The organism is Bradyrhizobium sp. HKCCYLS1011 (assembly GCF_051167795.1).
GTDB lineage: Bacteria > Pseudomonadota > Alphaproteobacteria > Rhizobiales > Xanthobacteraceae > Bradyrhizobium.
This window is the reverse complement of the sequence record NZ_JBNPTT010000021.1, coordinates 1-23,958: the sequence shown is the minus strand read 5'-3', so window position 1 is coordinate 23,958 and position 23,958 is coordinate 1. Positions and strand designations below refer to the sequence as shown.

Sequence of the window (23,958 nt, the reverse complement as noted above, 5' to 3'; positions counted from 1 at the left end):
GGGCTCAGATCCTGCGACGGGCGGTTGGTGAGAACCGCCCGTTCGCACTTCTTGGCACATTTGGAAGACACAAGAGCACGTATAAGCCGCTAAACCATTGCGCAGGGAAGGCCGGTATTCGGCTGAACCTGTGGTTCTGCCGCGTGCTTTTTGCTGCACGCGGACCATGGGTATCAGCGGATACCCGGCCTTCCCTGCGCCCTCTCGATATCGGAGGGACATGATTGCTGTATCACTCGGGCGCGTCACGCCGCGAGAAAGCAAAGCCGCGTCACGCTGTATGACAGGTCAAATGAGACGGCAGGTCGAATGAGATGAAGCGCGATAAAGTAACCTCATCCACCTGGTCACCGTCCGCGAAGGCGGACGGTCCAGTACACCGCGGCGTTCGATGTCTTGGCCACGACAGCTCTGGAATACTGGATGCTCCGCCTGCGGGACATCACGACTGATGTCGAGGATCGTCACCTATGAACTTGCCCTACTCATTCCCACTCGGACTGTCGTCGAGGACGTGGAAGGCCTCCTCGAGCTGCGGCGAGATCGCCACGTTCAGCCTCTCCCCGGTCGGCAGGCGGCCGCCGAACCATTTGTTGTAGAGCGGAATCAGATCGTGGTTGGAGCCGAGCCTGCGGAAGGCGCGCTCGACCACGGCGGCGAGCTGAGGCTCGCTCTTGCGGAACATGATGCCGTAGGGATCGTAGGACAGATAGTCGCCAGCGACCCGGAACTTGTCCTGCGACTTGTGCCGCGCGATCAGGCCGTAGAGCAGGATGTCGTCGGTGGCGAACGCGTCGACCTTGCCGTCCGCCAGCATCTGGTAGGATTGCTCATGATCGGGCGACGTCACGACAGTGAGGCCGAGCGAAAACTTCTTGTCGGCATTATGCATCGCGACTTCGTTGGTTGTGCCCTTGGTCACCACCACGGTCTTGCCCTTGAGATCGGTCGCCGCCGAGATCGCCGAGCCCTTGGGCACCATCAGCTTGGTGCCGGCGACGAACATCAGCGGCGAGAACGCGACCTGCTTGGAGCGCTCGGCATTGGCGGTGGTCGAGCCGCATTCGAGATCGATCTTGCCGTCCAGCACCGCGGAGATGCGATCGTCGGAGGTCACCTTGACATACTCGATCCGCAATGCCGGATCGTCGATCTCGGTCCCGATTTCCTCGACGATCGCTTCGCACAGCTCGAGGCTGTAGCCGATCGGACGGCCCGCCTGGTCCAGGAACGAGAACGGCGGCGAGCTCTCACGATAACCAAGATGCACGGCGTGCCGTGCCTTGATCGCGGCAAGCGTGGGCGACAGGCCCTCGCCGCCGCTTTGAGCGGTAGCGGGCCTCGCGAGCGCGAGGCCCAGCATCGCTCCGACCGCGACCCATGCGAAGCTTGCGCGAAGGCGCATGGCGCCCTCCCTCAATGTCCGGCCATGGCCGGCACTTCGCCGGGGATCATGTCCGGCGGCACGACGTCGGACGGCCCGAGCGCATGCTCCGTCCCAAGCTCGCCCTCCCACTTTGCGACCACCGAGGTCGCAAGCGTGTTGCCGATCACGTTGGTGGCGCTGCGTCCCATGTCGAGGAAGGTGTCGATGCCCATGATCATCAGCAGCCCAGCTTCCGGAATGCCGAACTGCGACAGGGTCGATGCGATGACGACCAGCGAAGCGCGCGGCACGCCGGCTACGCCCTTCGAGGTCACCATCAAGGTCGCGAGCATCGCAAGCTGGGTGCCCAGCGGCATGTCGATTTTATAGGTCTGGGCGATGAAGATGCTTGCGAAGGTACAGTACATCATCGTGCCGTCGAGATTGAAGGAATAGCCGAGCGGCAGCACGAAAGAGGAGATGCGCTTCGAGGCGCCGAAGCGGTTCAGGCCCTCGAGCGTCTTCGGATAAGCGGCTTCCGAGCTCGCGGTGGAGAATGCGATCATCAGCGGCTCGCGGATCAGCTTCAACAGGTGGCTGTAGCGCGGCCCGATCACGACGAAGCCGACGACCACCAGGACCGCCCACAGGATCAGGAGCGAGACATAGAAGCCGCCCATGAACACGACGAGCTTCCACAACACGGCAAGACCGTTCTTGGCGACCGTTGCCGTGATCGCCGCCCAAACCGCGAGCGGCGCAAACAGCATCACATAACTCGTCACCTTCAGCATGATATGGCCGATATCGTCGATCAGCTGCAGCAGCGTCTTCGAGCGCTCCGGCAGCGCGCCCATCGCGACCGAGAAGAACACCGCGAAGATCACGATCTGCAGGATCTCGTTCTGCGCCATCGCATCCGCGATCGAGGTCGGGATCAGATGGGTCAGGAATTTCTCGACCGAGAAGGCCGAGACCGGCAAGCCGGTCGATTGCGTCTTATCCGGCAGGGTGCCGGGAAAGTTGGAGCCGGGCTGCAGCAGGTTCACCATCAGGAGGCCGAGCAGGAGCGACACGAAGGAGGCGCTGATGAACCAGCCCATGGTCTTGGCGAAGATGCGGCCGAGCTTGGCGCCCGAGCCCATATGGGCGATGCCGCCGACCAGGGTCGCAAACACCAGCGGCGCGATGATCATCTTGATCAGGCGCAGGAACAGCATGGCGATCAGATTGATGTCGGCGGCCAACTCGGCCCGGCCATCCGGCATCAAGTTGAAGATCAGCGTCCCCGTCACGATGCCAAGCACCATCGCAATCAGGATGTATTGCGTGAACCTGTTCGACATTCGGTACCCCCTGACAAACTCCCGGCTCAGTTGAGTTTGGCAGATTTTGACAAGGGCGCAACATGTCGCGGCCTGTTAGGACAGGATTTGCGGATGCTGCATCCATGTGAGATGAATCCGCAGCGCACAATCTGGGCAAGTGACTAGATTGCACGCGGAGATTTGCATGAAGAACCGGCAGAACGGCCGGCCGGAGAGGGAGAGACCACCATGAGCACCACCATCAATCGCCAGATCCTTCTGATCGAAAAGCCGAGCGGCAAGCTCGGTCCCGAGCATTTCCGCATGGTCGAGGGCGCCGTTCCCGAGCCGAAAGACGGCGAGGTGCTGCTGCGCGTGCGCTACATCTCGCTCGATGCGGCCAATCGCGCCTGGATGCAGGGCGCGACCTACCGCGCTGCGGTTGAGACCAACAGCGTGATGGCCGGCGGGGCAGTCGCGGAAGTTGTCGCTTCTAAGGCGCCGGGCTTGGCGGTCGGAGACATCGTCTTCGGCGACACCGGCTGGCAGGATTATGCGGCTGTTCCAGCGAGGCATCTCGCCAAGCTGCCGAAGATCGAACCGCTGACGCACCTGCTCAGCATCTACGGCGTCGCCGGCCTCACCGCCTATTTCGGCCTTTTGGAGATCGGCAAGCCGAAGGCGGGAGAGACCGTGGTCGTTTCCGCTGCGGCCGGCTCGGTGGGCTCGATCGTCGGACAGATCGCGAAGATCAAAGGCTGCCGTGTGGTCGGCATTGCCGGCGGCAAGGACAAGTGCAGCTGGCTGACCTCCGAGCTCGGCTTCGACGCGGCGGTCGACTACAAGGATGGCGCGGTATTCAAGGCCCTGAAGGCAGCCGCGCCTGACGGCATTGACGTTTATTTCGACAATGTCGGCGGCGACATTCTCGAAGCCTGCCTGCCGCAGATGAAGAATTATGGCCGGATCGCCTGCTGCGGTGCGGTCTCGCAATATGATCAGGCACCATCGGCGCATGGACCGCGCGGCGTGCCTGGCCTGATCGTGGTAAAGAGGCTCGTCATGCAGGGCTTCATCGTGACGGACTTCATGGGCCGCCGCGACCAGGCGGTCGCCGACCTGCAAGGCTGGGTCGCGGCCGGCAAGCTCAAGGTCCAGGAAGATGTCATCGACGGGCTGGAGAATACGCCGAAGGCACTGATCGGCCTCCTCGCCGGCGAGAACCGCGGCAAGCGCATGGTCCGGGTCTAAGCGCGCGTCGACAAGGCCCGCAGATTTCGCTGGCGCGCGTCGCGCCGGCGGATTAGTCTCTGGCCAAAATAAACAGTATACTGTCAATTCTTGGGAGGAGGCGCGTGCGGATTGCCGTGCTCGGAGGCGGCCCTGGCGGGCTCTATTTCGCCTATCTGTGGAAGCGGCGTCATCCTGACGCCGATGTCGAGCTGTTCGAGCAGAACCCGGCGGATGCGACCTGGGGCTTCGGTGTCGTGTTCTCTGAGCAGGCCTTGGAATTCCTGCGCGCCGACGATCCCGACACCGTGGACGCGATCGCGCCACGGATGGAAAGCTGGCGCAACATCACGCTGAATCTGTGCGGACAAAGCGTGGAGATCGATGGCGTCGGCTTCTCCGCGATCGGCCGGCTGGAGCTATTGAGGCTGCTGCAGGCGCGCGCGGAGAGCGCGGGCGTTGTCGCGCGTTATGGTACCCAGGTGCAATCGCTGGATCAGCTTGCGGGCTACGACCTGATCGTCGCCGCCGACGGGCTGAACTCGCTGGCGCGTCGGACGTACGAGGGCGATTTTGGCTTCTCGATCTCCTATTCCAGCAACAAGTTCGCCTGGTATGGCACCAGCAAGACCTTCCCCACCCTGTCGCAGACCTTCGTCGCGACCGAGCGCGGCTGCTTCAACGCCCATCACTATCGCTATTCGCCTGACACGAGCACGTTCCTGGTCGAATGCGACCGTGCGACGTGGCAGGCCTACGGCTTTGCCGAGACATCGATCGAGGAATCGAAGGCGATCTGCGAGCAGGTGTTTGCGGCCACGCTGGATGGCCACACTCTGATTTCGAACCGCTCGGTGTGGCGCAATTTTCCGTGGGTTTGGAACGAGCACTGGTGGCATCGCAACGTGGTGCTGATCGGCGACGCGCTGCATACCGCGCATTTCTCGATCGGCTCCGGGACGCGGCTGGCGATCGAGGACGCGATCGCGCTGGTGAAGGCATTGGAGGCCGAAAGCCGGCTGCCCGATGGGCTCGCTCGCTACCAGGCCGAGCGGCAGCCGATCGTGAAGAAGCTGGTCACCGCCGCGCGCACCAGCGCCGACTGGTACGAGAAGTTCCCCGAGCACATGTCGCTCGACCCGATGGATTTCGCCTACAGCTACATCACCCGTTCGGGCCGGATCGACGACACCAGGCTGCGCGCGATGGCGCCGCAGTTCATGGCGCGCTATGCGGCGCGCCGCGCCGATGGAGGCGGGGCATGACTGGCATCGACGACAAGGTCCCAAGCGACAGCCCCGGCGCACGCGAGATCGGCTTTGCGATTCCGGCGCGCTACAATGCCAGCCGCATCCTGTTCGACAATCTCAGGAGGGGGCGCGGCGACAGCCCGGCGCTGATCGGTCCGGCCGGGCGGCGCAGCTATGCCGAGCTCTGCGCCGAGGCCTGCCGTTGGGGCAATGGCTTCGCCTCGTTGGGGCTCGCGCTTGGCGATCGCATCCTGTTGTTTCTCGACGACACGCCGGCCTATCCGGCCGCGTTCTTCGGCGCGGTGCGCGCGGGCCTCGTGCCGCTGCTGATCAACACGCTGACGCCACCGGATCTATTGCAATTCTATCTCGCCGATTCCGGCGCGACCATTGCCGTTGCCGATGCGGAGTTTGCGCCGCGGTTCAATGCGGAGGCTTGTGCGAATACGAGCCTGCGCACCCTGATCGTCGTCAATGGCGACACCGCCGCCAACGCCGCTCCGGAAACATTGATCGCGGCCCATTGGCTGGCTGGCTTTCCGACCGAGCTTGCTGAGGCCGAGACCCATCGCAATGACATGGCCTTCTGGATGTATTCATCCGGCTCGACCGGCCGGCCCAAGGGCATCGTTCATCTGCAGCACGACATGGACTATAGCGACCAGGCCTTTGCCAAGAATGTGCTGCGACTGAAGCCCGATGACATCTGCTTCTCGGTGCCCAAAATCTTCTTCGCCTACGGCTTCGGCAACTCCATCACGTTCCCGTTCTCCGCCGGCGCGGCGACGCTGTTATTGCCCGGCCAGCCGAAACCGGCGGCAATCTTCGATGCCATCGGACGCTTCCGCCCGACCGTATTCTTCGGCCTGCCGACGCTCTACACCGCGCTGACCAAGGCGGACGGCGCCAAGTCAGCCGATTTCTCCTCGTTGCGGATGGCGGTCTCGGCGGCGGAGGTGCTGTCCGCCGATGTCTTCAACGGCTGGAAGGATCTGACCGGGCTCGAGATCATCGAAGGTCTCGGCTCGACCGAAGTGCTGCACATCTATCTCTGCAATCGCGAGGATCGGAAAAAGCTCGGCGCCGCGGGCGTCCGTGTGCCTGGCTATGAGATCGCGCTGCGCGACAGCGAAGGACGCGAGGTCGGCACCGATGAGGAAGGCATTCTGTGGGTGCGCGGCGATTCCAACACGCCGCTGTACTGGAATCGCCCCGACAAGACCGCGGAGACCATCCGCGAGGGCGGCTGGATCTACACCGGCGACCGCTTCACGCGCGACGTGGACGGCTTTCATTTCTTCCGCGGCCGCGCGGACGATCTGGTCAAGATCTCCGGCCAATGGGTCTATCCGCTCGAGGTGGAGCTCTGTCTGATCGAACATCCCGAGATCAGGGAATGCGCCGTGTTCGCGCATGAGCTGCCGGACCGCCGCATGAGCCTGAAGGCTGTCGTGGTGATGACCGCGGGCGACTACGACGAGCAGGACACGACCAAGCGGCTGCAGGACTACGTGAAGGCCAAACTGCTGCCCTACAAATATCCGCGCGAGATCGTGTTTGTGGATGAACTGCCGAAGACCGGCACAGGCAAGATCGACAGGCAGGCGGTGATGAGGATGTGAGCGCCAGTTGATGACGACCGAGATTTCACCCCGCCTTCCCCAAGCGTTCCAACGCATCCTCCGCGCGCAGCGGCACGCGAGAGACTTCGTTGTTGAGATCGACGAGCTGCGCCAGCAATGCCATCAGCGCCTTGCGGTCGGCCGATTTCAGCGGTGCCAGCATTCGGGCCTGGGCCCGATCGACCGCGGGCATGATGCTGCGCAACAACGCGGCACCCGCCTTGGTGATGGTGAGCAGCTTGACGCGCTTGTCCTCGGGCGATGCCTCGCGCGCGATATAATCCTTGGCCTCCAGCCGCTCGAGCACGCTGCCGAGCGTGGAGCGGTCGAAGGCAATCACCGCCGACAGCCGCGTGGCGTCGATGCCGGGATGGGTCTGGATCGCGACCAGCGCAGCGTATTGCACCGGCGTGAGGTCGAAGGCCTTGCATTCCTCAACGAAGATCGAAACCGCGATCTGCTGCATGCGCCGGAACAGATAGCCGGGCTTGCCGTAGACCGCGTCCATTGTGATGTCAGGCGGCTTACTCGGCATCGCGCTGGCGCTCCGGGGCGGCCTCGGCAAAGGCCGGCAGCGCCTTGGCCGCAGCCTCCGCCTGCAACAGCCGCGGGAACGCCGCGACATCGACGCCGAAGCGCCGGGCGTTGCCGAGCTGCGGCACCAGGCAGAGATCAGCCAGCGTCGGCGCGGCGCCGAAGCAGAACGGCCCGGGCTCGTGCTTGATCAGGGTTTCACAGGCGGCGAGCCCTTCGCGATTGGCCCAGCCGGCCCAGGCCGTGACCCGGTCTTCCGGCAGGCCGAGCTCGCGCAGACGCGCCAGCACCTTCAGGTTCTGCACCGGATGGGTGTCACAGGCGAGCACCTGCGCAAAGGCCCGCACCCTGGCGCGCGCAAGCGGATCTTTGGGCAGGAGCGGCGGCTCGGGGTGGGTCTCGTCGAGCCATTCGATGATGGCGAGCGACTGGGTGATGACCGCACCGTGATCGTCCTCCAGCGTCGGAACAAAGCCCTGCGGGTTGAGTCTGAGATAGCCGGGCGCGCGCTGCTCGCCTTTGCGAAGATGATGCGGCAGGTGCTCAATGGCGAGCCCCTTCAGGTTCAGCGCGATCCTGACCCGATAGGACGCGCTGCTGCGAAAATAGCCGTGCAGCTTCATCGTGATCCTCCCTTGAGACCCTCATTATGGCTGCAATTGACGGTAGCGACATCGTCAGTATACTGTCAATCAACAACAAGTTCACGGGAGGCCGGCCATGGCAGCCATTTCGACACCCGAACGCGAGGCGTTCTACCGGAAGATCGACGGCGAAAACCTGACGGCGCTGTGGACCGTGATGAGCGACCTCATCACACCGGAGCCAAAGAGCGCCTGCCGGCCACATCTCTGGCAGTTCGCGGATATCCGCGACTACATGGTCGAAGCCGGCCGGCTGATCACCGCGAAAGAGGCCGAGCGCCGGGTGCTGATCCTGGAGAATCCGGGCCTGCGCGGACAATCGAAAATTACGACTTCGCTCTACGCCGGGATCCAGATGGTAATCCCCGGTGACGTCGCGCCGGCGCATCGCCACAGCCAGTCGGCGCTGCGCTTCGTGCTCGAGGGCAAGGGCGCGTTCACGACCGTCGACGGCGAGCGCACCCTGATGCAGCCCGGCGATTTCGTGATCACACCGTCGATGACATGGCACGACCATGGCAACGAGACCTCCGAGCCGATGTTCTGGCTCGACGGGCTCGACATCCCGCTGGTCCAGTTTCTCGATGCGTCCTTCGCGGAAGGAGCGCAGCAGGATCAGCAGAAGGTCGCCCGTCCCGCCGGCGACAGCTTTGCGCGCTATGGCCACAATCTGCTGCCGGTCGATGCCGTCAGCAAATCGCGGACCTCGCCAATCTTCAGCTATCCCTATTCCTACACGCGCGAGGCGCTGGAACAGGCAAGACGCCGCGACGAGTGGGACGCCTGTCACGGGTTGAAGCTGAAATTCTCCAATCCCGAGACCGGCGATTTCGCGATGCCGACGATCGGCACCTTCATCCAGCTGCTGCCGAAGGGCTTCGAGACGGCACGCTATCGCTCGACCGACGCCACCGTGTTCACGGCCATCGAAGGCAAGGGGCGCACGCGGATCGGCGAGCAGATCTTCGAATGGGGCCCGCGCGATTTGTTCGTGGTGCCGAGCTGGCACTGGGTTACGCACGAAGCGGACGAGGATGCCGTGCTGTTCTCGTTCTCGGACCGGCCGGTGCAGCAGAAGCTCGACCTGTTCCGGGAAGATCGCGGGAATGCTTGAACGCTCTACTCGTCCTGGCCGGGCTTGACGACCTTTTTGGAAGACGCCGCGCTCTCCCTATCTAGCGCCAGTGCAACAGCCGCGCTTCAAGCAGACTGATGCATTTGCCGATCGCGAGCCCGAACACCGACAGGATCACGATGCCCGCCATCAGCTGATCGGTCTGCATCAGATTGCCGGCCTGCAGCACGAATGTGCCGATGCCGGCGTCGGCACCGATCATCTCGGCACTCACCACCAGCATCAGCGCCACGGATGCGGTGATGCGGAAGCCGGCGAGGATCGATGGCAGCGCGCCCGGCCAAATCACGCGGCGCACGATGGTTGCAAACGGCACGTCGAAGCTCTGCGCCATCCGGATCAAGTTGCGCGGCACTGCGTCGACGCCGCTATAGACCGAGATCGTGGTTGAGAAGAATACGCCGAGCGCGATGGTTGCGACCTTCGGCGCTTCGCCGATGCCGAGCCAGAGAATCAAGAGCGGCAGCACCGCGATCTTCGGAATCGGAAACAACGCCGAGACGAAGCTGATGCCGATGCTGCGCGCGATGCGCGACAGGCCGATGGCAAAGCCGACCACTATCCCTGAGGCAGTGCCGAGCGCCCAGCCAGCGCTGATGCGCAGCAGCGACACCGAGACGTGTTGCCACAGAACACCTGACATCGCGAGCTGATACAGCGCACGGGCAATCGCCACGGGTGTCGGCAGGAACAGCGGATTGACCAGCGCCAGGCTGCCGGCCGCCTGCCACACCGCCAGCGCAGCAGCGAGCGCGAGCCAGCCGGCGTGACGGCTGGTTGCCGGAGTAAAACCGGCGCCCCGGAAGCGCACCGGCTGCGCGACCTCGGTCGCATCGCCTGCGGGCGACTCGGTGACATCGGCGCGGTCAAGCATGCTGGACCTCGCGCTCGGCATCGATCGCCTCGGCGCGGATCAGGTGCCACAGCTTGGTCTGCAAAGGCAGAAGGTGCTCGCGCGCAGCAAGCGCGCTGCGCTCGCCGCGCGGCATCTGGATGGACACCACGTCGCGGATGCGGCCGGGACGCCGCGATAGCACCACGATACGGTCGGCAAGCCGCACCGCTTCCTCCAGATTATGCGTCACATAGATCGCGCCCATGCTGCCCTCCGCCAGCAGGCCGACGAAATCCTCCAGCAGCAATTCGCGGGTCTGCGAGTCCAGCGCCGATAGCGGCTCGTCCATCAGCAGCAGCGCAGGTCGGACTGCGAGCGCCCGTGCGATGCCGGCGCGCTGCCGCATGCCGCCGGAGAGCTGCTTGGGATAGGCGGCGCGAAAGTCGGACAGATGCGTCCGGCGGAGCGCATCGTCGACGGCGGCACGCCGCTCCCGCGCCGACAAGCGCGAATGGAGCAGCGGGAATTCGACATTCCCAGCCACCGTGCTCCACGGCAGCAGTGCAAAATCCTGGAACACGAAGGTCAGCGGGTTCAGAGTCTCCGATGGCGGCGCGCCGCGCAAACTCGCCTGGCCGGCGCAGGGTTGCAGGAGGCCACCAAGGATGGACAGCAACGTGCTCTTGCCGCAGCCGGACGGACCAACGATCGCCACCACCTCACCGGCCGCAACCGTGAACGAGACGTCGTCGAGCACGTCGAGCGTGCCGAAGCGGTGGCTGATATGATCGGCGATCAGGTCCATTGCGGTCTCTGAGGTGGCAAGCGGGGCCTCATGGTTCGAGACGCCGCTTCGCGGCTCCTCACCGTGAGGAACTAAGCCGCCCGTGCTGATAGCACGTTCCCCTCATCCTGAGGAGCCTGCGAACGCAGGCCTCGCGAAGGATGAGGCCAGGCCCCGCGGCTAATCCGGTTTCACGTATTCTTTCGCGATGATGGCTTCCACGTCATAACCCTTGTCGGCAAAACCCTGCGCCTGCAGCCATTTGATCTGATCGTCGACATTCTTCACGTCGAGCCTGCCTTGGGGATCGATATAGGCGCAATTGCCGGCGACCTGCTCGACCGGCAGGTTGGTATATTTGCCGATGATCACAAGCAGCGGCTTGGTCTTATCGTCGATAGCGGCCTGACCGTCCTTCACCGTTGCGAGCACCACGTCGTGATATTCGCGCTCGGCGCGCTGCAGCGCCGAGAGCAGCCTGGTCACCAGTTCTTTGTCGGCAAGCGTCTTGGGCCCGGCAAAGACGCCGCTCACCTGCCATGGCGTCTCGTCGCCCACCCAGCCGAGATGCTTCACCTCGCCGTCGTCCATCAGCTTGCGCGCGGCCGAGACCGGCAACAGCGCGGCATCGACCGTCTCGCCTTTCAGCGCGGCCGCCATGTTCGACATCGACTGCAGCGGCACCAGCTTCATGTCGGACAGCTTGAAGCCGTATTTGTCGGCCAGCAGGCCCAGCGAGTAGTGGAAGCTCGAGCCCACCTGCGTGATCGCAATGCGCTTGCCCGCAAGATCCTTCGGCGTCTTGAGGCCGGCCTCATAGGCCTTGTTGCTGGCGAAATAGCCGATCAGCGGATAACCCGGCCGGTCGCGGCTCATGCCGGCAATGATCTTCAAGGTGCCCTTGCCAGCGAGATTGTAGAGCCCGGCGGTGAAGGCGGTGATGCCGACGTCGACATCGCCGGTGGTGGTCGCGACCGCGACCGGCTGCGCCGCGTCGAAGAACTTCAGCTCGACCTCGAGCCCGGCTTCGCGGAAATAGCCCTTGTCCTGAGCGATGAAGACGGGTGCGGATGACGACAGCCGGAGCACGCCGATCCTGGCCTTCTCCATCTCGTCCGCATGCGCCGCGCCGAGCGTGGTCAAGAGCGTGGCCAAGCCGAGCAAAGCCGTCATGGCGAGACGGGCGTAGCGGATCATACGGGTCACTCCAGGTTCTGATTGTGCGGCTCAAATGGATTGGACGCCAAGGCCGGCGCGCCTGTGTTGCAAATTTCCATGCCGTTGTCGCGGCAAAATCCCGTCAACAGCAATTGCAACAGCAAAAACCCGCGCAAGCCTGAGCTCGCGCGGGTTCTTTCGATGACAGCCGTAACCTTGGAACCCGGCGTTACGCCGCCGAGCGGATCGTCTTCAGGAAATCGGCGACATTGCTCTTCAGCGACGTCGCCTGCTCCTGCAGCGCGGCGGCCGCCGTAAGGGCGGCTTCGGCCCCGGCATCGGTCTCGCCTGCCACCGCGCGGACATCGACGATCTCGCGGCTGACGGCCGCGGTGCCGCTCGCGGCCTCCTCGACATTGCGTGCGATCTCGCCGGTCGCCGCGCCCTGCTGCTCGACCGCGGAAGCGATGGCGTTGGAGATTTCCGCCATCTCGCGCACCGTCGCCTCGAACTGGGTGATCGCGGTCACCGTTTCATCGGTCGCATTCTGGATGGTCGCGATCTGGCTTGCGATTTGCTCGGTCGCCTGGGCGGTCTGCGATGCCAGGTTCTTCACCTCGCTGGCCACGATCGCAAAGCCCTTGCCGGCATCACCGGCGCGCGCTGCCTCGATGGTCGCATTCAGCGCAAGCAGGTTGGTCTGGCTCGCAATCGCCTGGATCAGCTGGATGATGTTGCCGATCTTCTCGGCGGCACTCGACAGGCCATTGACGAGTTCCGAGGTGCGTTGCGTCTCGTGGGTGGCGCGGTTGGACACCGTCACCGAGCGCTGCACCTGGCTGGAGATCTCGCGGATCGAGGCTGCCAGCTCCTGGGTCGCGGACGCCACGGTCTGCACGTTGACCGAGGCCTGCTCGGCGCGGCTTGCCACCGCTTCGGCCAGGCCACGACCACGTTCGGCAATGCGCGCCAGATCGCTGGCGCTCGAGCCCATTTCGTCGGCGCGACCGCCGACGCCGGTGATGACGCCCTGCATGCCCTGCTCGAAGCGGCTGGCGAGTTCGGCCATCATCCGCGCCCGATCGGCTTCCGTCGCCTCGCGCTGTGCTGTCGCCTCCTGCTCCATGCGGCGGACCGTCAGCGCATTCTCGCGGAACACCTCGACCGCGCGGGCCATGCGACCGATCTCGTCGCGCTGCTCGCCCCCTGGGATCGGCTGGTCGAGCTCGCCTGCGGCAAGCGACTGCATGCGGTCGGTCATGCCACGGATCGGCCCGGAGACGCTGCCGCCGATCAGCCAGGCCAGCACGCAGCCCAGCACCAGAGCGACCGCGGCGGTGACGATCACCGTCTGGCGCGTGTCGGCGACAGCAACCGCGGTCTTGTCGCCCTGTTCGGCACGCATCGTACCGAGCCTCTGATTGATACGGTCGACCTGCTGCTCGATCGCGGTGCTGGCCTTGCCGAGCTCAGCCTGCTTGCTGCGAAGATCTGCGGCCACCTTGATGACGTCGTCCAGCGCCGCCGCATCGGCGGTGAGCTCGGCCTTCAATGCCGCAACTAGCATCTTCAGCTTGGCCTCGCCGGTCGGAGCGATTTCGCTCTCCGTCGCAGTGACGACAGCCTGTGCATTGGCCAATGTGTTCTTGGCGTCGACGGCGTCGGCGTTGGCGAGCGTCGTTCCAAAACGCATCGCCGAGACGCGAACACCATCGACCGCAGCGGCAAGGCGCAGCGGCTGGAACAGCCGCTCGGTATCGGTGCGGTTGGCGAGCGCAACCTGAATGCCGCCAGCATCGAGTCCCGCAGTTGCGCCATGCGCGTCCGTCTTGGTCGTCGCTGCGCGCAGCCGGTCGACCGACTCGGCCGCAGCAGCGAATGATGTGCGGTAAGTGTCGAGCGCAGAGCGAACCGGACCGACCCCCTCCGCGATCGCCGCCAGCCGGCCATAGCGCTGCTCGACCTGATCAGCCAGCTGGCCGACATTTTCGATCGCCTTGGTCGCGGCGTCCTTGTCGCCGACGTTCCAGGTGCGGATGAACTTCTCCACCGCACCATTGGCGCTCAAGAGCGCCGCGCGAACCTGCGACATGCCGGCGTCACCCGCCGCGCTGGTGACGAGTTCGCTGACCGTGCCGCCGATATGCTCGACCTGCACCATGGCGAAGCCGGCGAGCAGCACGAGAAAGCTCAAGACCAGGGCAAAGCCGCCGAAGATGCGCGGGCGGATACCGATCGAAGACATGATGGAAGAGAATTTCATGACACTGCCGTACACTTAACGAGTGGATCGGATGGCGGCGATCAGCTCTTTGCCGAACCGCTTCTCGAATTCGGGATCGAGCGGCTTGACCGCATCGACGAAGGCCTGGCGATCGATTTTGTCGACGACCTCCATTCCCGCGGTGCGCAGCTCCTGCAACTTTGTGTCCTCGACCTGGGCCTGCCAGGTTGCCTCGGCACCGGCCTTCGCTGCCGCGATCAGTGCCTCCTGATCGGCTGGATCGAGCTGTTCGAACATCACCCGATTGGCGACGAAAGCGACCGGCGCGAAGAAATGGCCGGACATGGTCAGGTATTTCTGAACCTCGAAGAAGCGGCTGGTCGAGATGGTCGTCAGCGGATTTTCCTCGCCGTCGAGCCGCCCGTCCTTCAGCGCGCCATAGACCAGCGGGAAGTCCATCGGGATCACGTTCGCACCGAGCGCCTGGAAAGCCATCTTATAGGTCTCGTTCGGGATGACGCGGATCGTGAGTCCCTTGATATCGGCGGGCGTACGGATCGGGCGTTTGGAATTGGTCAGGTGGCGAAAGCCCTGTTTGCCGAGCGCGAGCAGCACCAGGCCTTTGTCGGCGAACTTGGCCGCGATCTGCGCGCCGATCGGCCCCTGCATCACCGCCTTGGCGTGCGCCTCGTCGCGAAACAGGAAGGGGATGTCAAAAACGCTCAGCTCGGGGACGACGGCGCTGACGACGCCACCGGTCAAGACGGCCGCATCAAGCGCGCCGGAGCGGGTCGCGGCAAGGATGATCGGCTCGCCGCCAAGCGCGTTGCCCGAGCGCGCATCCACGATGAAGCGATGGCCGGCTGCGAGTTTTTCACGAAACACCTCCGGCCCTGCAGCCACCGAGATCATCCGCGGCGCGGCTGCGCCCTGATGCGGCGCGAGCAGCGCTGCCGCCATTGTTCCGACGATCCAAAGCTCTCGAATCGATTTGCCCATGTCCCCCACCGTTGCGTTCAGCGCATGCAAATGCGTAGCAAGGAATGGTAGGAAAGGTATTAAGGGGAGGTAGTTAGCCGGACGATGCAGAACAGATCTCGCCCGCGCGCATAGCAACAATCAAAAGCCCGCGCGAACCGGTGCGCGGGCTTTGCCAACTAAGTAGTCCCGAAAACCGGAACCCGGCGCTTACGCCGCTGAGCGGATCGTCCTCAGGAAATCGGCGACATTGCTCTTCAGCGACGTCGCCTGCTCCTGCAGTGCGGCTGCCGCCGTAAGGGCGGCTTCGGCCCCGGCATCGGTTTCACCGGCGACCGCGCGGACATCGACGATCTCGCGGCTCACGGCCGCGGTGCCGCTCGCGGCCTCCTCGACATTGCGCGCGATTTCGCCGGTCGCAGCGCCCTGCTCCTCAATGGCAGCTGCGATGGCGTTGGAGATCTCGGCGATCTCCCTCACCGTGGCTTCGAACTGGGTGATTGCGGACACCGTGTCGCCGGTCGCGCTCTGAATGGTGGCGATCTGGCTCGCGATCTGCTCGGTCGCCTGCGCCGTCTGCGACGCCAGGTTCTTCACCTCGCTGGCCACGATCGCAAAGCCCTTGCCGGCGTCACCAGCCCGCGCGGCTTCGATAGTGGCGTTGAGCGCGAGCAGATTGGTCTGGCTGGCGATCGCCTGGATCAGCTGGACGATGTTGCCGATCTTCTCGGCGGCACTCGACAGGCCGTTGACGAGTTCCGAGGTCCGCTGCGTCTCGTGGGTGGCGCGGTTGGAGACCGTCACCGAGCGCTGCACCTGGCTGGAGATCTCGCGGATCGAGGCCGCCAGCTCCTGGGTGGCGGACGCCACGGTCTGCACGTTGACCGAGGCCTGCTCGGCGCGGCTTGCCACCGCTTCGGCCAGGCCGCGACCACGCTCGGCGACGCGCGCCAGGCCGCTGGCGCTCGTCCCCATCTGCTCGGCGCGGCCGCCGACGCCGGTGATAACGCCCTGCATGCCCTGCTCGAATCGGCTGGCGAGTTCGGCCATCATCCGCGCCCGATCTGCTTCCGTCGCCTCGCGCTGGGCGGTCGCCTCCTGCTCCATGCGGCGGACGGCGAGGGCGTTATCTCGGAATACTTCGACCGCACGGGCCATGCGACCGATCTCGTCGCGCTGCTCACCCCCTGGGATCGGCTGGTCGAGTTCGCCTTCAGCGAGCGACTGCATGCGGTCGGTCATGCCACGGATCGGCCCGGAGACGCTGCCGCCGATCAGCCAAGCCAGCAGAGCGCCGATGATCAGCGCGACAGCGGCCGTATAGATCACGGTCGTCCGGGTATCCTGGACCGATGCGGCGGTCCGGTTACCCTGCTCGGCGCGCACTGCACCGAGTTTCTGGTTGATCCGATCGACCTGCTCATCGATCGCCAATGAAGCCTTGCCCAGATCGGCCTGCTTGGCGCGGAGATCGGCGGCGACCTTGATGACCTCCTCGAGCGCGGCGGCGTCGGCGGTCAGCGCTGCCTTCAACGCCGTGACAAGTGATTTGAGCTTGGGCTCGTCCGTCGGCGCCAGCTCCGTCTCCGCATCCCCGATCGCGCCCTCGGCATAGCTGAGCGTCAGCTTGGCATCGTCAGCATCGCCGGTGGTCAGCGTAGCCGCGTAGCGCATCACCGCGATCCGAACCGTGTCGACGGTGCCGGCAAGCCGCATCGGATGGATCAGCCGCTCGGTCTCGGTGCGATTGGTGAGCGCAACCTGGATGCCGCCGGCGATCAGGCCGGCCGTCGCCCCCTGCACGTCCGTCTTGGTCGTGGCCGCGCGCAGCCGGTCGACGGCGTCAGCGGCGGCCCCAAACGACGATCGATAGGACTCCAGGGCTCCCCGCACCGGACCAATGCCGTCCGCAATCTCAGCCATCCTGCCGAATTTCTGGTCGGCCTGATCGGCGAGCTGGCCAACCTTGTCGATCGCCTTGATGGCGGCGTCCTTATCGCCGAGGTTCCAGGTGCGGATGAACTTTTCCACCGCACTGTTGGCGCCGAGCAGCGTGGCGCGAACCTGCGACATGGCCGCATCCCCCGCAGCGCTGGTGACGAGTTCATTGACGGTTCCGCCAATGCGCTCGACCTGAACCACGGCGAAGCCTGCGAGCAGAACGAGGAAGCTCAGAACCAGCGCGAACCCGCCGAAGATCCGCGGGCGGATACCGATCGAAGACAGTAGCGAGGACAATTTCATGACCAGACCTATTGCGTGGAGCGGATGGCGGCAATCAGCTCTTTGCCGAAGCGCTTTTCGAATTCGGGCTCGAGCGGCTTGACCGCGTCGGCGAAGGCCTGGCGGTCGACCTTCTCGATGATCTCCATTCCGCCCTTGCGCAGTTCGTCGAGCTTCTCAGCATCCATCTGCGACTGCCAGGTCGCTTCTGCGCCAGCCTTGGCGGCAGCGACGAGCGCCTGCTGATCGGCTGGATCGAGTTGTTCGTACATCGCGCGATTGGCCACGAAGACGATCGGCGCGAAGAAATGGCCCGTCATCGTCAGATATTTTTGCACCTCCTGGAAGCGGCTGGAGGCGATCGTGGGCACCGGATTTTCCTGACCGTCGAGCCGCCCGTCCTTCAGCGCAGCGTAGACCAGCGGAAAGTCCATTGGCTTCACGTCGGCGCCGAGCGCCTGGAAGGTCATCTTGTAGGTCTCGTTCGGGATCACCCGGATCTTGAGCCCCTTGATGTCCTCCGGTGTGCGGACCGGCCGCTTGGAGTTGGTCAGGTTGCGAAAGCCCTGCTTGCCCAGCGCCAGCAGGACCAGACCCTTGTCGGCGAACTTGGCCGCGACCTTGGTGGCGACCGGTCCTTGCATGACTGCCTTTGCATGCGCGACGTCGCGGAACAGGAACGGGATGTCGAAGACGCTGAGCTCAGGAACGATATTGCTGACGATGCCGCCCGACAGCACCGCGACGTCGACGGCTCCGGACCGCGTCCCAGTGAGGATGGTGGCTTCGCTGCCCAATGCATTACCGGCGCGTTCGTCAACCACGAACCGCTTGCCGTCCAGCGCCATGAGCTTCTGACGAAAGGCATCCGCTCCAAGTTGCTGCGGATTTTGCACTTGCGAATTGAAGACCACGGAGATCAGGCGGGGTGAAGCGAGCGCCCCATTCGCCGAAGGCAGCGCCAAGGCCGCCATGAGCGCTCCCCCGATGAGATATCCTCGTAACCGTCTGCGCATGTCGCACCGTTCGTTTTGGTGATTAGCGCCGACGTAGCAGACATTTATGGTTAAGGTCTTAAGGACGGGACCAGACAGACCTGCGCCGAGGCAAAAGGCGCTCAAAGCCTCCGCTTCCCCTAACTAATTACCGCGATCCGCCGGACCCCTGCCGTTAACAGGTTAGCAATGTCCGGGCTCCGAAGCTGCCTCAGAAAGTCTTGAGATCGGGCTTCTGTCCGTTGGACAGAAACGTGCCCTCGTAGCGACCGCCTTCGCTGTCGGCCACGCATTCGATCACGGTCGGCCCACGAAAAGGATCACCGAAGCGGCACGTGCCCGCGGCCTTGATCCTGTCGATCTGGCCTTTCCTGCTGACGATCATCATGTCGACCGGCGCAGTGATCGTGTTTGCGTCCGCCCTGACTTCCTGGTCGCCTCGAGTCGAGAACGTCACAATCAATCCGTCGATGGTAGTGAAATAGAAGCCGGTGCGCTGATCGGAATATTCAGTGTTGAGGAGTATGCCCTTGCAGTCAGTCGTGCGGCTCTCGCCTCCAACCGTCAGCTTCTTGCAGGCCCCGTCGATCGTGACCATGCCCGTCACTTTCGCGTCGGCGCGCGCCGCAGAGACCGGTGACAGCAGCGCAATGGCCGCCATCAAGACGAAGGGGTCAAAAAAGCGCATCATGCAAATCCGTGCAATGTGAACCGCGGATCATCTATGCCAAGTGCGCACGCTGCCCGAAATCTTCGACAATCTCAAGTTTAACTGCAGCGCGCCGCAACGCCGTCACCCAAACGGCCACCCCCTATGTGTTGCGCCAGGTGCAGACTCAAAGCGGCTCGAGCCCGAGCCGATCGAACAGATTGCGATCCCTGGCGGCTTCCGGATTGCCGGCGGTGAGCAGCGTGTCGCCGACGAAGATCGAATTGGCCCCGGCGAAGAAACAGAGCGCCTGCATCTCATCGGTCATCGCCGTGCGACCGGCCGACAGCCGCACGAACGAGGTCGGCATCATGATGCGCGCTAGCGCGATGACACGAACGAAGGCCAGCGGATCGACGCGCCTGGCATCGGCCAGCGGGGTGCCGGCGATGGGAATCAGCATGTTGACCGGCACGCTCTCCGGCGGCTCGGGAAGGTTTGCGAGCGTAATCAGCATGTCGACGCGATCCGCCTCGCTCTCGCCGAGGCCCAGAATGCCGCCGCAGCAGACCTTCATGCCGGACTGCCGGACGTGATCCAGTGTTTCCAGCCGGTCGGTGAACGTCCGCGTCGAGATGACGTTCGGATAATAGGACTCCGACGTATCGATATTGTGGTTGTAGTAGTCGAGCCCGGCGGCGCTCAGGCGCGCGGCCTGCTCGCGGTCCAGCATGCCGAGCGTCATGCAGGTCTCGAGCCCGAGCGCTTTGACCCCGCTTAAGATCGCAACCAGCGCGTCCATGTCGCGCGGCTTGGGATTGCGCCAGGCGGCCCCCATGCAATAGCGGGTGGCGCCGCCCTCTTTGGCCTTACGCGCCTCGGCAACCACGGCGTCGGCCTCCATCAGCTTCGAGGCGGGCAGGCCGGTCGCATGATGCGAGGACTGGCTGCAATAGCCGCAATCCTCGGGGCAACCACCGGTCTTGATGTTGAGCAGCTTGGAGAGCTGCACACGATTCGGGTCGAAATGCCGACGATGGATCGACTGTGCCTGGAACAGGAGGTCGTTGAAGGGGAGCTGATAGAGCGCCCAGGCCTGGTCTTTGGTCCAGGCCCGAGGCAGCACCGTTTCCGCCCCGACACCCGTCTGATCCTGCACGCCCAGCATCGCACTCTCCGTTCCAACAATTGCGTCGTCGACTTAGCCGAGTGCGCCGCATCCTGCCAGTGGAATGATCGTGAGGTCAGTCATGCCGCTTGTTCAGCGCATCGACCCAAGACGCAAACAGGTCAAGCAATTCATCCATGACGGCATGATCATCACGTCCCGAACGCGCCGGCACATGAAAGGCGTGGTCCGCCTGCTCGATCAGGTGCAAGCTCGCGCGCGCGCCGAGCCGGGCAACCACCGGCTGCAGGAGATTCAACTCGGCCAGCTTGTCCCGCGTCCCCTGCAGGAACAACATAGGGATAGCGACCTCGTCGAGATGGTCGGCTCGTTCGATCGACGGCTTGCCGGTGGGATGCAGCGGAAAGCCGAAGAAGGCAAGGCCGCGCACACCCGGAAGGGGGGAGCGAGCCTGGGCTTGCGAGGTCATGCGCGCACCGAAGGATTTCCCGCCGGCGACCAGCGGCAGGCCCGGGCAGCGGCTGGCCGCTTCGCTAACCGCCGCGCGCACCGCGGCTTGCGCCAGGGCCGGCGGATCCGGCCGCTTGCTGCCCTTCTCCATATAGGGGAACTGATAGCGCAAGGTGGCAATGCCCCGCCCCGCCAGATCCTGTGCGACGTCAGCCATGAACGCATGCGACATTCCGGCACCCGCGCCATGGGCAAACACGAAACAGGCGCGAGCCGCGGAGGGACGAAGCAAAAGGGCGGAGACTGTCGCCGATTCGCCAATGTCGAATGTTAATTGCTGTGCGGCTGTCTGGCCCATGAAGCGAAGACGTGGCGCAATGCTCCGCAAAACGCAAGATCTCCCGCGCATCGAACCGCGCCGGCCGCACGCCAAGCCGGAGAGCCGCCGGCCGCCCGGGCGCCTCAGATCGAATTGCCAGGCATTCAGGAGCGATGTTTGGCCACGACGCTTTCGGCTGCCACACCGCCCCAGGAGTGTACGGTAGGCAGCCCGAGCGCGGTCTTGCCGATATTGGCGAGGCAAATGCGCAATGCTGAGAGGTCGACGGGCTTCGGCAGGCTCTGCAAGTCGATGGCCAGCGACTTTGCGTAGGAACGCGCCGCGCTGCGACGCGATGCATCCATGCCGCTGATCACGATCACCGAGCCGGCGAAGCGGCAATCGGCGATCGTCTTCAGAACCTCGGTACCGTCTCCATCCCCGAGCATGAGGTCGAGCGTGATGCAATCGAAGCGCTTGCTGCGGATCGCTTCCATCGCCTGGTCGCGGCCACCGACGGCGGTCACGACATGGCCCGCCTGCTTGGCGGCGACCGCAATCAGCGCCCGCTGCGTCGCATCGTCGTCGACGATCAGGAGCTGCAGCGCCCGACTTGCGCCCTCAGGCCCCGCGCTGGAACTCGCGCGCACCGCATCCGAACTGATGACTGACATGAGTGCCTCGATCAATTCACTGATGTTCGATGCCTACACGACGGCCCCTGCCGTTGCGTAAAACGATCGACGGAAAGACAGCGCATTTCCGTTAGTGATTGTACAGCGCTTTGCAGGCCGCGCGCCGCGCGATCTCTGCAGCCGGGCTTTCTAGCCGGCACGCCAAAGTACAGACCATTGCGCGGCTCAGCCGCTCATGGCCTCCTGACCGGATGAGGCGCTCGATCGCTTCTTCTTGTTCTTGCCCTTGATGAACTGAATGTCCATCTCGGAGCCGTTGACCCGCACCAGTTCGCAGCGCCGGTAGGCGAGCCCCGTCGAGGATAGCAACAGGAAAAATTCCTTGAGGTTGAGGCCCTGGATCGAGCCTTCCACCGTCAGCACGGCATCATTGTCGGAAATGGCATTGAGCTGGCAGTCCCGCCGCCAGGTGCCATCGATCCCCATGATGCAGACGTCATAACCCCGGCTGAAGGTGACGCGCTCTGTGCCCTTGTTTTCATCAGACATCTTGGTGCCCCGCGCTTTCAGCGCCCTGCCATGCTTGCGATTTTCTGCAGCCCGCTGAGCCCGGCCGCCGGCTTGGCGGGCGCAGCGGCGTTCGGCCGGTACAGGCCGCGCCGCTCGGTGAGCGGCTTGAAGACTTCCGTCAGTCCGACCACGGTTTCCGCGGCACCAAGCACCAGGAATCCATCCGGCTCCATTGCCTTGGCGAGACGACCGAAGATGTTGATCTTGGTATCCTGATCGAAATAGATCAGAACGTTGCGGCAGAAGATCACGTCGAACGTGCCGAGCTGCGAGAAATCGTGCAGCAGATTGAGCTGGCGATGCTGGACCATGGCGCGGATCTCAGGATTGATCTGCCACAGCTCGCCGACCTGCTTGAAATATTTGACCAAAAGCTGGATCGGCAGACCGCGCTGCACCTCGAACTGACTGTAGAGCCCGGCTCTGGACTTCTCCAGAACCTCCTGGGAGAGATCGGTGGAGAGAATCTCGACGCGCCAGCCGCTGAGCGCAGCACTCATCTCCTTGACGCACATTGCCAGCGAATACGGCTCCTGGCCGGTCGAACCGGCCGCGCACCAGATCCGCAGCGATTTCCGACTGGCACGGGCCCGCAGAAGCTCCGGCATGATCGCTTCGCGGAAATGATCGAACGGCACCTTGTCGCGAAAGAAGAAGGTTTCGTTGGTGGTCATGGCCTCGACCACCTGATTGATCAGGGCACTGGATCCGTCCTTCAGCTTCTGGACCAGATCGGCGATGCCGGCCAGTCCGGCTTTGCGAGCAAGAGGAAGCAGTCGGCTCTCGATCAGATATTGTTTGTCCGCAGACAGATCGAGACCTGACTTCTCCCGAAGCAGCTTGCGCAGGAAATCATAATCAGGCTGGTTCACGGGCGACCTCTTCTCGGCGGGTAGAGGATCAGGCGGACTCGGACGACATTGCCTGGATCAGTCCGACCTCCTGGAACTTGGCGGAGACGATATCCTTGTCGAACGGCTTCATGATGTACTCATTCGCGCCGGCGTTCAGGGCCCGCGAGATGTGATCGATGTCGTTCTCAGTCGTGCAGAACACCACCTTGGGCCCCTCGCCTCCGGGCAGACGTCGCAATCGACCCAGGAAGTCATAGCCATCCATGACCGGCATGTTCCAGTCGAGCAGAACGGCATCCGGCAGGCCGCGCTGGCAGATCTCCAGTGCCTGTTCGCCGTCCTCGGCCTCGACGACCTCAAACGCCATTTCTTCCAGAATGCGCCGCGCGATCTTGCGCACCACGCTGGAGTCATCGACGACCAAACACGTTCTCATTTCTGCTTTCTCCCTGGTGGGACGGTAGCTGGCGAAGTGATTAGGCGGCTAGCGCTGCCTTCGGCAGGAGCTCCAGGACGCGGTCGACGTCGAGCACGACCATGAGCTGGCCATCGAGGCGGTGCACACCCCCCGCAAATTTCGCCATCCGCGGATCGAGATTGACCGGATTCTCTTCGCGACTCTCCTCGGGAAGGCGCAGCACCTCGCCGATCTGGTCGATCAGGAGGCCGTAGGATTCCCCGCGCAGGTCGACGCCGACCGCCATCGGCGGTCTGCCGTCATCGGCCTTGGCGAGGCCGAGCCGCGCACGCATGTCGATCACCGTGACGATGCGGCCGCGCAGGTTCAGAACGCCCGCGATCTCGGCCGAGGCCAGCGGCACCCGCGTCAACCGTTCCGGCATGAACACGTCCTGCACGCGCGAGATCGGCAGGCCGAACAGCTGGCCGCCGATCAGGGCGGTGACGTATTCAACGACCACGCCGTCGGAAATCTCGATCTTGCTGCTCATCTCGCCACACTCCTACACTTACGCGGCTTCTCTGGCGGCCTCGGCGCGGGCCCGCTCCTCGACCTGCTCCTTCAGCGCCGCGATCAGGCCCGGCCGGTCGAACTTGGCGATGTAGTC

Annotated in this window: 23 protein-coding genes and 1 pseudogene; 4 read left to right on the top strand and 20 right to left on the bottom strand. The window is 64.0% G+C overall.

The genetic code is table 11. The features are described 5' to 3' along the window. Window positions 1–481: 481 nt before the first annotated feature. Together ACQR1W_RS39705 and ACQR1W_RS39700 are read right to left on the bottom strand one after the other, a co-directional pair. Window positions 482–1,405, bottom strand: a complete 924-nt coding sequence (locus ACQR1W_RS39705) for an amino acid ABC transporter substrate-binding protein (RefSeq protein WP_434855869.1) — start codon at window positions 1,403–1,405, stop codon at window positions 482–484. A gap of 11 nt (window positions 1,406–1,416) precedes the next feature. Further along, window positions 1,417–2,712 carry a dicarboxylate/amino acid:cation symporter gene (locus ACQR1W_RS39700; protein WP_008974362.1) on the bottom strand — a complete coding sequence of 432 codons (1,296 nt, stop codon included), beginning with the start codon at window positions 2,710–2,712 and terminating at the stop codon, window positions 1,417–1,419. A 210-nt stretch (window positions 2,713–2,922) separates the two neighbouring features. Between ACQR1W_RS39700 and ACQR1W_RS39695 the strand changes: the two genes are divergently transcribed. The 3 genes from ACQR1W_RS39695 (at window position 2,923) to ACQR1W_RS39685 (ending at window position 6,775) form a co-directional block, all read left to right on the top strand. Then, window positions 2,923–3,924 carry an NADP-dependent oxidoreductase gene (locus ACQR1W_RS39695; protein WP_434855868.1) on the top strand — a complete coding sequence of 334 codons (1,002 nt, stop codon included), beginning with the start codon at window positions 2,923–2,925 and terminating at the stop codon, window positions 3,922–3,924. A gap of 104 nt (window positions 3,925–4,028) precedes the next feature. Beyond that, on the top strand, window positions 4,029–5,168 hold the full coding sequence (locus tag ACQR1W_RS39690; RefSeq protein WP_434855867.1) for an FAD-dependent monooxygenase: 1,140 nt from the start codon (window positions 4,029–4,031) through the stop codon (window positions 5,166–5,168). Beyond that, window positions 5,165–6,775, top strand: coding sequence for a benzoate-CoA ligase family protein (locus ACQR1W_RS39685; protein WP_434855866.1), 1,611 nt, complete (start codon window positions 5,165–5,167; stop codon window positions 6,773–6,775). The genes ACQR1W_RS39690 and ACQR1W_RS39685 overlap by 4 nt, the downstream gene beginning before the upstream one ends. Window positions 6,776–6,800: 25 nt before the next feature. Here the strand turns inward: ACQR1W_RS39685 and ACQR1W_RS39680 are convergent, their stop codons facing one another. After that, window positions 6,801–7,310, bottom strand: coding sequence for a MarR family winged helix-turn-helix transcriptional regulator (locus ACQR1W_RS39680; RefSeq protein ID WP_434855865.1), 510 nt, complete (start codon window positions 7,308–7,310; stop codon window positions 6,801–6,803). Next, complete coding sequence (maiA, locus tag ACQR1W_RS39675; protein WP_434855864.1) at window positions 7,300–7,932, bottom strand: maleylacetoacetate isomerase; 633 nt, start codon at window positions 7,930–7,932, stop codon at window positions 7,300–7,302. Before maiA ends, ACQR1W_RS39680 begins: the two co-directional genes overlap by 11 nt. Window positions 7,933–8,029: 97 nt before the next feature. Between maiA and gtdA the strand changes: the two genes are divergently transcribed. Beyond that, window positions 8,030–9,067 (top strand): gentisate 1,2-dioxygenase, encoded by a 1,038-nt coding sequence (gene gtdA / locus ACQR1W_RS39670; protein ID WP_434855863.1) that lies wholly within the window; start codon window positions 8,030–8,032, stop codon window positions 9,065–9,067. Between the two features lie 61 nt (window positions 9,068–9,128). On the opposite strand, the gene ACQR1W_RS39665 is transcribed toward gtdA, so the two are convergent. The 16 genes and pseudogenes from ACQR1W_RS39665 to ACQR1W_RS39590 all read right to left on the bottom strand — a co-directional run. Then, a complete protein-coding gene (locus tag ACQR1W_RS39665; protein ID WP_434855862.1) occupies window positions 9,129–9,962 on the bottom strand; it encodes an ABC transporter permease in 834 nt (277 codons plus the stop codon). Beyond that, a complete protein-coding gene (locus ACQR1W_RS39660) occupies window positions 9,955–10,728 on the bottom strand; it encodes an ABC transporter ATP-binding protein (protein ID WP_434855861.1) in 774 nt (257 codons plus the stop codon). Before ACQR1W_RS39660 ends, ACQR1W_RS39665 begins: the two co-directional genes overlap by 8 nt. Window positions 10,729–10,887: 159 nt before the next feature. After that, on the bottom strand, window positions 10,888–11,904 hold the full coding sequence (locus tag ACQR1W_RS39655; protein WP_434855860.1) for an ABC transporter substrate-binding protein: 1,017 nt from the start codon (window positions 11,902–11,904) through the stop codon (window positions 10,888–10,890). Window positions 11,905–12,094: 190 nt separating this feature from the next. Then, complete coding sequence (locus tag ACQR1W_RS39650; protein WP_434855859.1) at window positions 12,095–14,128, bottom strand: methyl-accepting chemotaxis protein; 2,034 nt, start codon at window positions 14,126–14,128, stop codon at window positions 12,095–12,097. A gap of 15 nt (window positions 14,129–14,143) precedes the next feature. Beyond that, window positions 14,144–15,088, bottom strand: coding sequence for a TRAP transporter substrate-binding protein (locus ACQR1W_RS39645; protein ID WP_434855870.1), 945 nt, complete (start codon window positions 15,086–15,088; stop codon window positions 14,144–14,146). A gap of 189 nt (window positions 15,089–15,277) precedes the next feature. Then, a complete protein-coding gene (locus ACQR1W_RS39640) occupies window positions 15,278–17,311 on the bottom strand; it encodes a methyl-accepting chemotaxis protein (protein ID WP_434855858.1) in 2,034 nt (677 codons plus the stop codon). A gap of 8 nt (window positions 17,312–17,319) precedes the next feature. After that, complete coding sequence (locus ACQR1W_RS39635; RefSeq protein ID WP_434855857.1) at window positions 17,320–18,264, bottom strand: TRAP transporter substrate-binding protein; 945 nt, start codon at window positions 18,262–18,264, stop codon at window positions 17,320–17,322. Between the two features lie 232 nt (window positions 18,265–18,496). Next, on the bottom strand, window positions 18,497–18,973 hold the full coding sequence (locus tag ACQR1W_RS39630) for a hypothetical protein (RefSeq protein ID WP_434855856.1): 477 nt from the start codon (window positions 18,971–18,973) through the stop codon (window positions 18,497–18,499). A 148-nt stretch (window positions 18,974–19,121) separates the two neighbouring features. Continuing rightward, entirely contained in the window at window positions 19,122–20,102 is a 981-nt protein-coding gene (gene bioB / locus ACQR1W_RS39625) for a biotin synthase BioB (RefSeq protein ID WP_434855855.1), read from the bottom strand. A 76-nt stretch (window positions 20,103–20,178) separates the two neighbouring features. Continuing rightward, window positions 20,179–20,871 carry an alpha/beta hydrolase family protein gene (locus ACQR1W_RS39620; RefSeq protein WP_434855854.1) on the bottom strand — a complete coding sequence of 231 codons (693 nt, stop codon included), beginning with the start codon at window positions 20,869–20,871 and terminating at the stop codon, window positions 20,179–20,181. 125 nt (window positions 20,872–20,996) lie between these two features. Next, entirely contained in the window at window positions 20,997–21,506 is a 510-nt protein-coding gene (locus tag ACQR1W_RS39615) for a response regulator (protein WP_434855853.1), read from the bottom strand. Window positions 21,507–21,692: 186 nt separating this feature from the next. Further along, window positions 21,693–22,016 carry a PilZ domain-containing protein gene (locus ACQR1W_RS39610; protein ID WP_434855852.1) on the bottom strand — a complete coding sequence of 108 codons (324 nt, stop codon included), beginning with the start codon at window positions 22,014–22,016 and terminating at the stop codon, window positions 21,693–21,695. Window positions 22,017–22,033: 17 nt separating this feature from the next. Continuing rightward, window positions 22,034–22,909: a CheR family methyltransferase gene (locus tag ACQR1W_RS39605; protein WP_434855851.1), complete on the bottom strand. Its 876-nt coding sequence runs from the start codon at window positions 22,907–22,909 to the stop codon at window positions 22,034–22,036. Window positions 22,910–22,937: 28 nt separating this feature from the next. Next, a complete protein-coding gene (locus ACQR1W_RS39600) occupies window positions 22,938–23,327 on the bottom strand; it encodes a response regulator (protein WP_434855850.1) in 390 nt (129 codons plus the stop codon). Between the two features lie 40 nt (window positions 23,328–23,367). After that, window positions 23,368–23,841 carry a chemotaxis protein CheW gene (locus ACQR1W_RS39595; protein ID WP_008974383.1) on the bottom strand — a complete coding sequence of 158 codons (474 nt, stop codon included), beginning with the start codon at window positions 23,839–23,841 and terminating at the stop codon, window positions 23,368–23,370. A gap of 18 nt (window positions 23,842–23,859) precedes the next feature. Further along, a pseudogene (locus ACQR1W_RS39590) lies at window positions 23,860–23,958 on the bottom strand (response regulator); the annotation flags it as partial.

Excerpts from the sequence above, each read along its gene's own strand:
- ACQR1W_RS39705 (WP_434855869.1), bottom strand. The coding sequence starts at position 1,405 with ATGCGCCTTCGCGCAAGCTTCGCATGGGTCGCGGTCGGAGCGATGCTG.
- ACQR1W_RS39700 (WP_008974362.1), bottom strand. The coding sequence starts at position 2,712 with ATGTCGAACAGGTTCACGCAATACATCCTGATTGCGATGGTGCTTGGC.
- ACQR1W_RS39695 (WP_434855868.1), top strand. The coding sequence starts at position 2,923 with ATGAGCACCACCATCAATCGCCAGATCCTTCTGATCGAAAAGCCGAGC.
- ACQR1W_RS39685 (WP_434855866.1), top strand. The coding sequence starts at position 5,165 with ATGACTGGCATCGACGACAAGGTCCCAAGCGACAGCCCCGGCGCACGC.
- ACQR1W_RS39680 (WP_434855865.1), bottom strand. The coding sequence starts at position 7,310 with ATGCCGAGTAAGCCGCCTGACATCACAATGGACGCGGTCTACGGCAAG.
- maiA (WP_434855864.1), bottom strand. The coding sequence starts at position 7,932 with ATGAAGCTGCACGGCTATTTTCGCAGCAGCGCGTCCTATCGGGTCAGG.
- gtdA (WP_434855863.1), top strand. The coding sequence starts at position 8,030 with ATGGCAGCCATTTCGACACCCGAACGCGAGGCGTTCTACCGGAAGATC.
- ACQR1W_RS39665 (WP_434855862.1), bottom strand. The coding sequence starts at position 9,962 with ATGCTTGACCGCGCCGATGTCACCGAGTCGCCCGCAGGCGATGCGACC.
- ACQR1W_RS39660 (WP_434855861.1), bottom strand. The coding sequence starts at position 10,728 with ATGGACCTGATCGCCGATCATATCAGCCACCGCTTCGGCACGCTCGAC.
- ACQR1W_RS39655 (WP_434855860.1), bottom strand. The coding sequence starts at position 11,904 with ATGATCCGCTACGCCCGTCTCGCCATGACGGCTTTGCTCGGCTTGGCC.
- ACQR1W_RS39650 (WP_434855859.1), bottom strand. The coding sequence starts at position 14,128 with ATGAAATTCTCTTCCATCATGTCTTCGATCGGTATCCGCCCGCGCATC.
- ACQR1W_RS39645 (WP_434855870.1), bottom strand. The coding sequence starts at position 15,088 with ATGGGCAAATCGATTCGAGAGCTTTGGATCGTCGGAACAATGGCGGCA.
- ACQR1W_RS39640 (WP_434855858.1), bottom strand. The coding sequence starts at position 17,311 with ATGAAATTGTCCTCGCTACTGTCTTCGATCGGTATCCGCCCGCGGATC.
- ACQR1W_RS39635 (WP_434855857.1), bottom strand. The coding sequence starts at position 18,264 with ATGGCGGCCTTGGCGCTGCCTTCGGCGAATGGGGCGCTCGCTTCACCC.
- ACQR1W_RS39630 (WP_434855856.1), bottom strand. The coding sequence starts at position 18,973 with ATGCGCTTTTTTGACCCCTTCGTCTTGATGGCGGCCATTGCGCTGCTG.
- bioB (WP_434855855.1), bottom strand. The coding sequence starts at position 20,102 with ATGCTGGGCGTGCAGGATCAGACGGGTGTCGGGGCGGAAACGGTGCTG.
- ACQR1W_RS39620 (WP_434855854.1), bottom strand. The coding sequence starts at position 20,871 with ATGGGCCAGACAGCCGCACAGCAATTAACATTCGACATTGGCGAATCG.
- ACQR1W_RS39615 (WP_434855853.1), bottom strand. The coding sequence starts at position 21,506 with ATGTCAGTCATCAGTTCGGATGCGGTGCGCGCGAGTTCCAGCGCGGGG.
- ACQR1W_RS39610 (WP_434855852.1), bottom strand. The coding sequence starts at position 22,016 with ATGTCTGATGAAAACAAGGGCACAGAGCGCGTCACCTTCAGCCGGGGT.
- ACQR1W_RS39600 (WP_434855850.1), bottom strand. The coding sequence starts at position 23,327 with ATGAGAACGTGTTTGGTCGTCGATGACTCCAGCGTGGTGCGCAAGATC.
- ACQR1W_RS39595 (WP_008974383.1), bottom strand. The coding sequence starts at position 23,841 with ATGAGCAGCAAGATCGAGATTTCCGACGGCGTGGTCGTTGAATACGTC.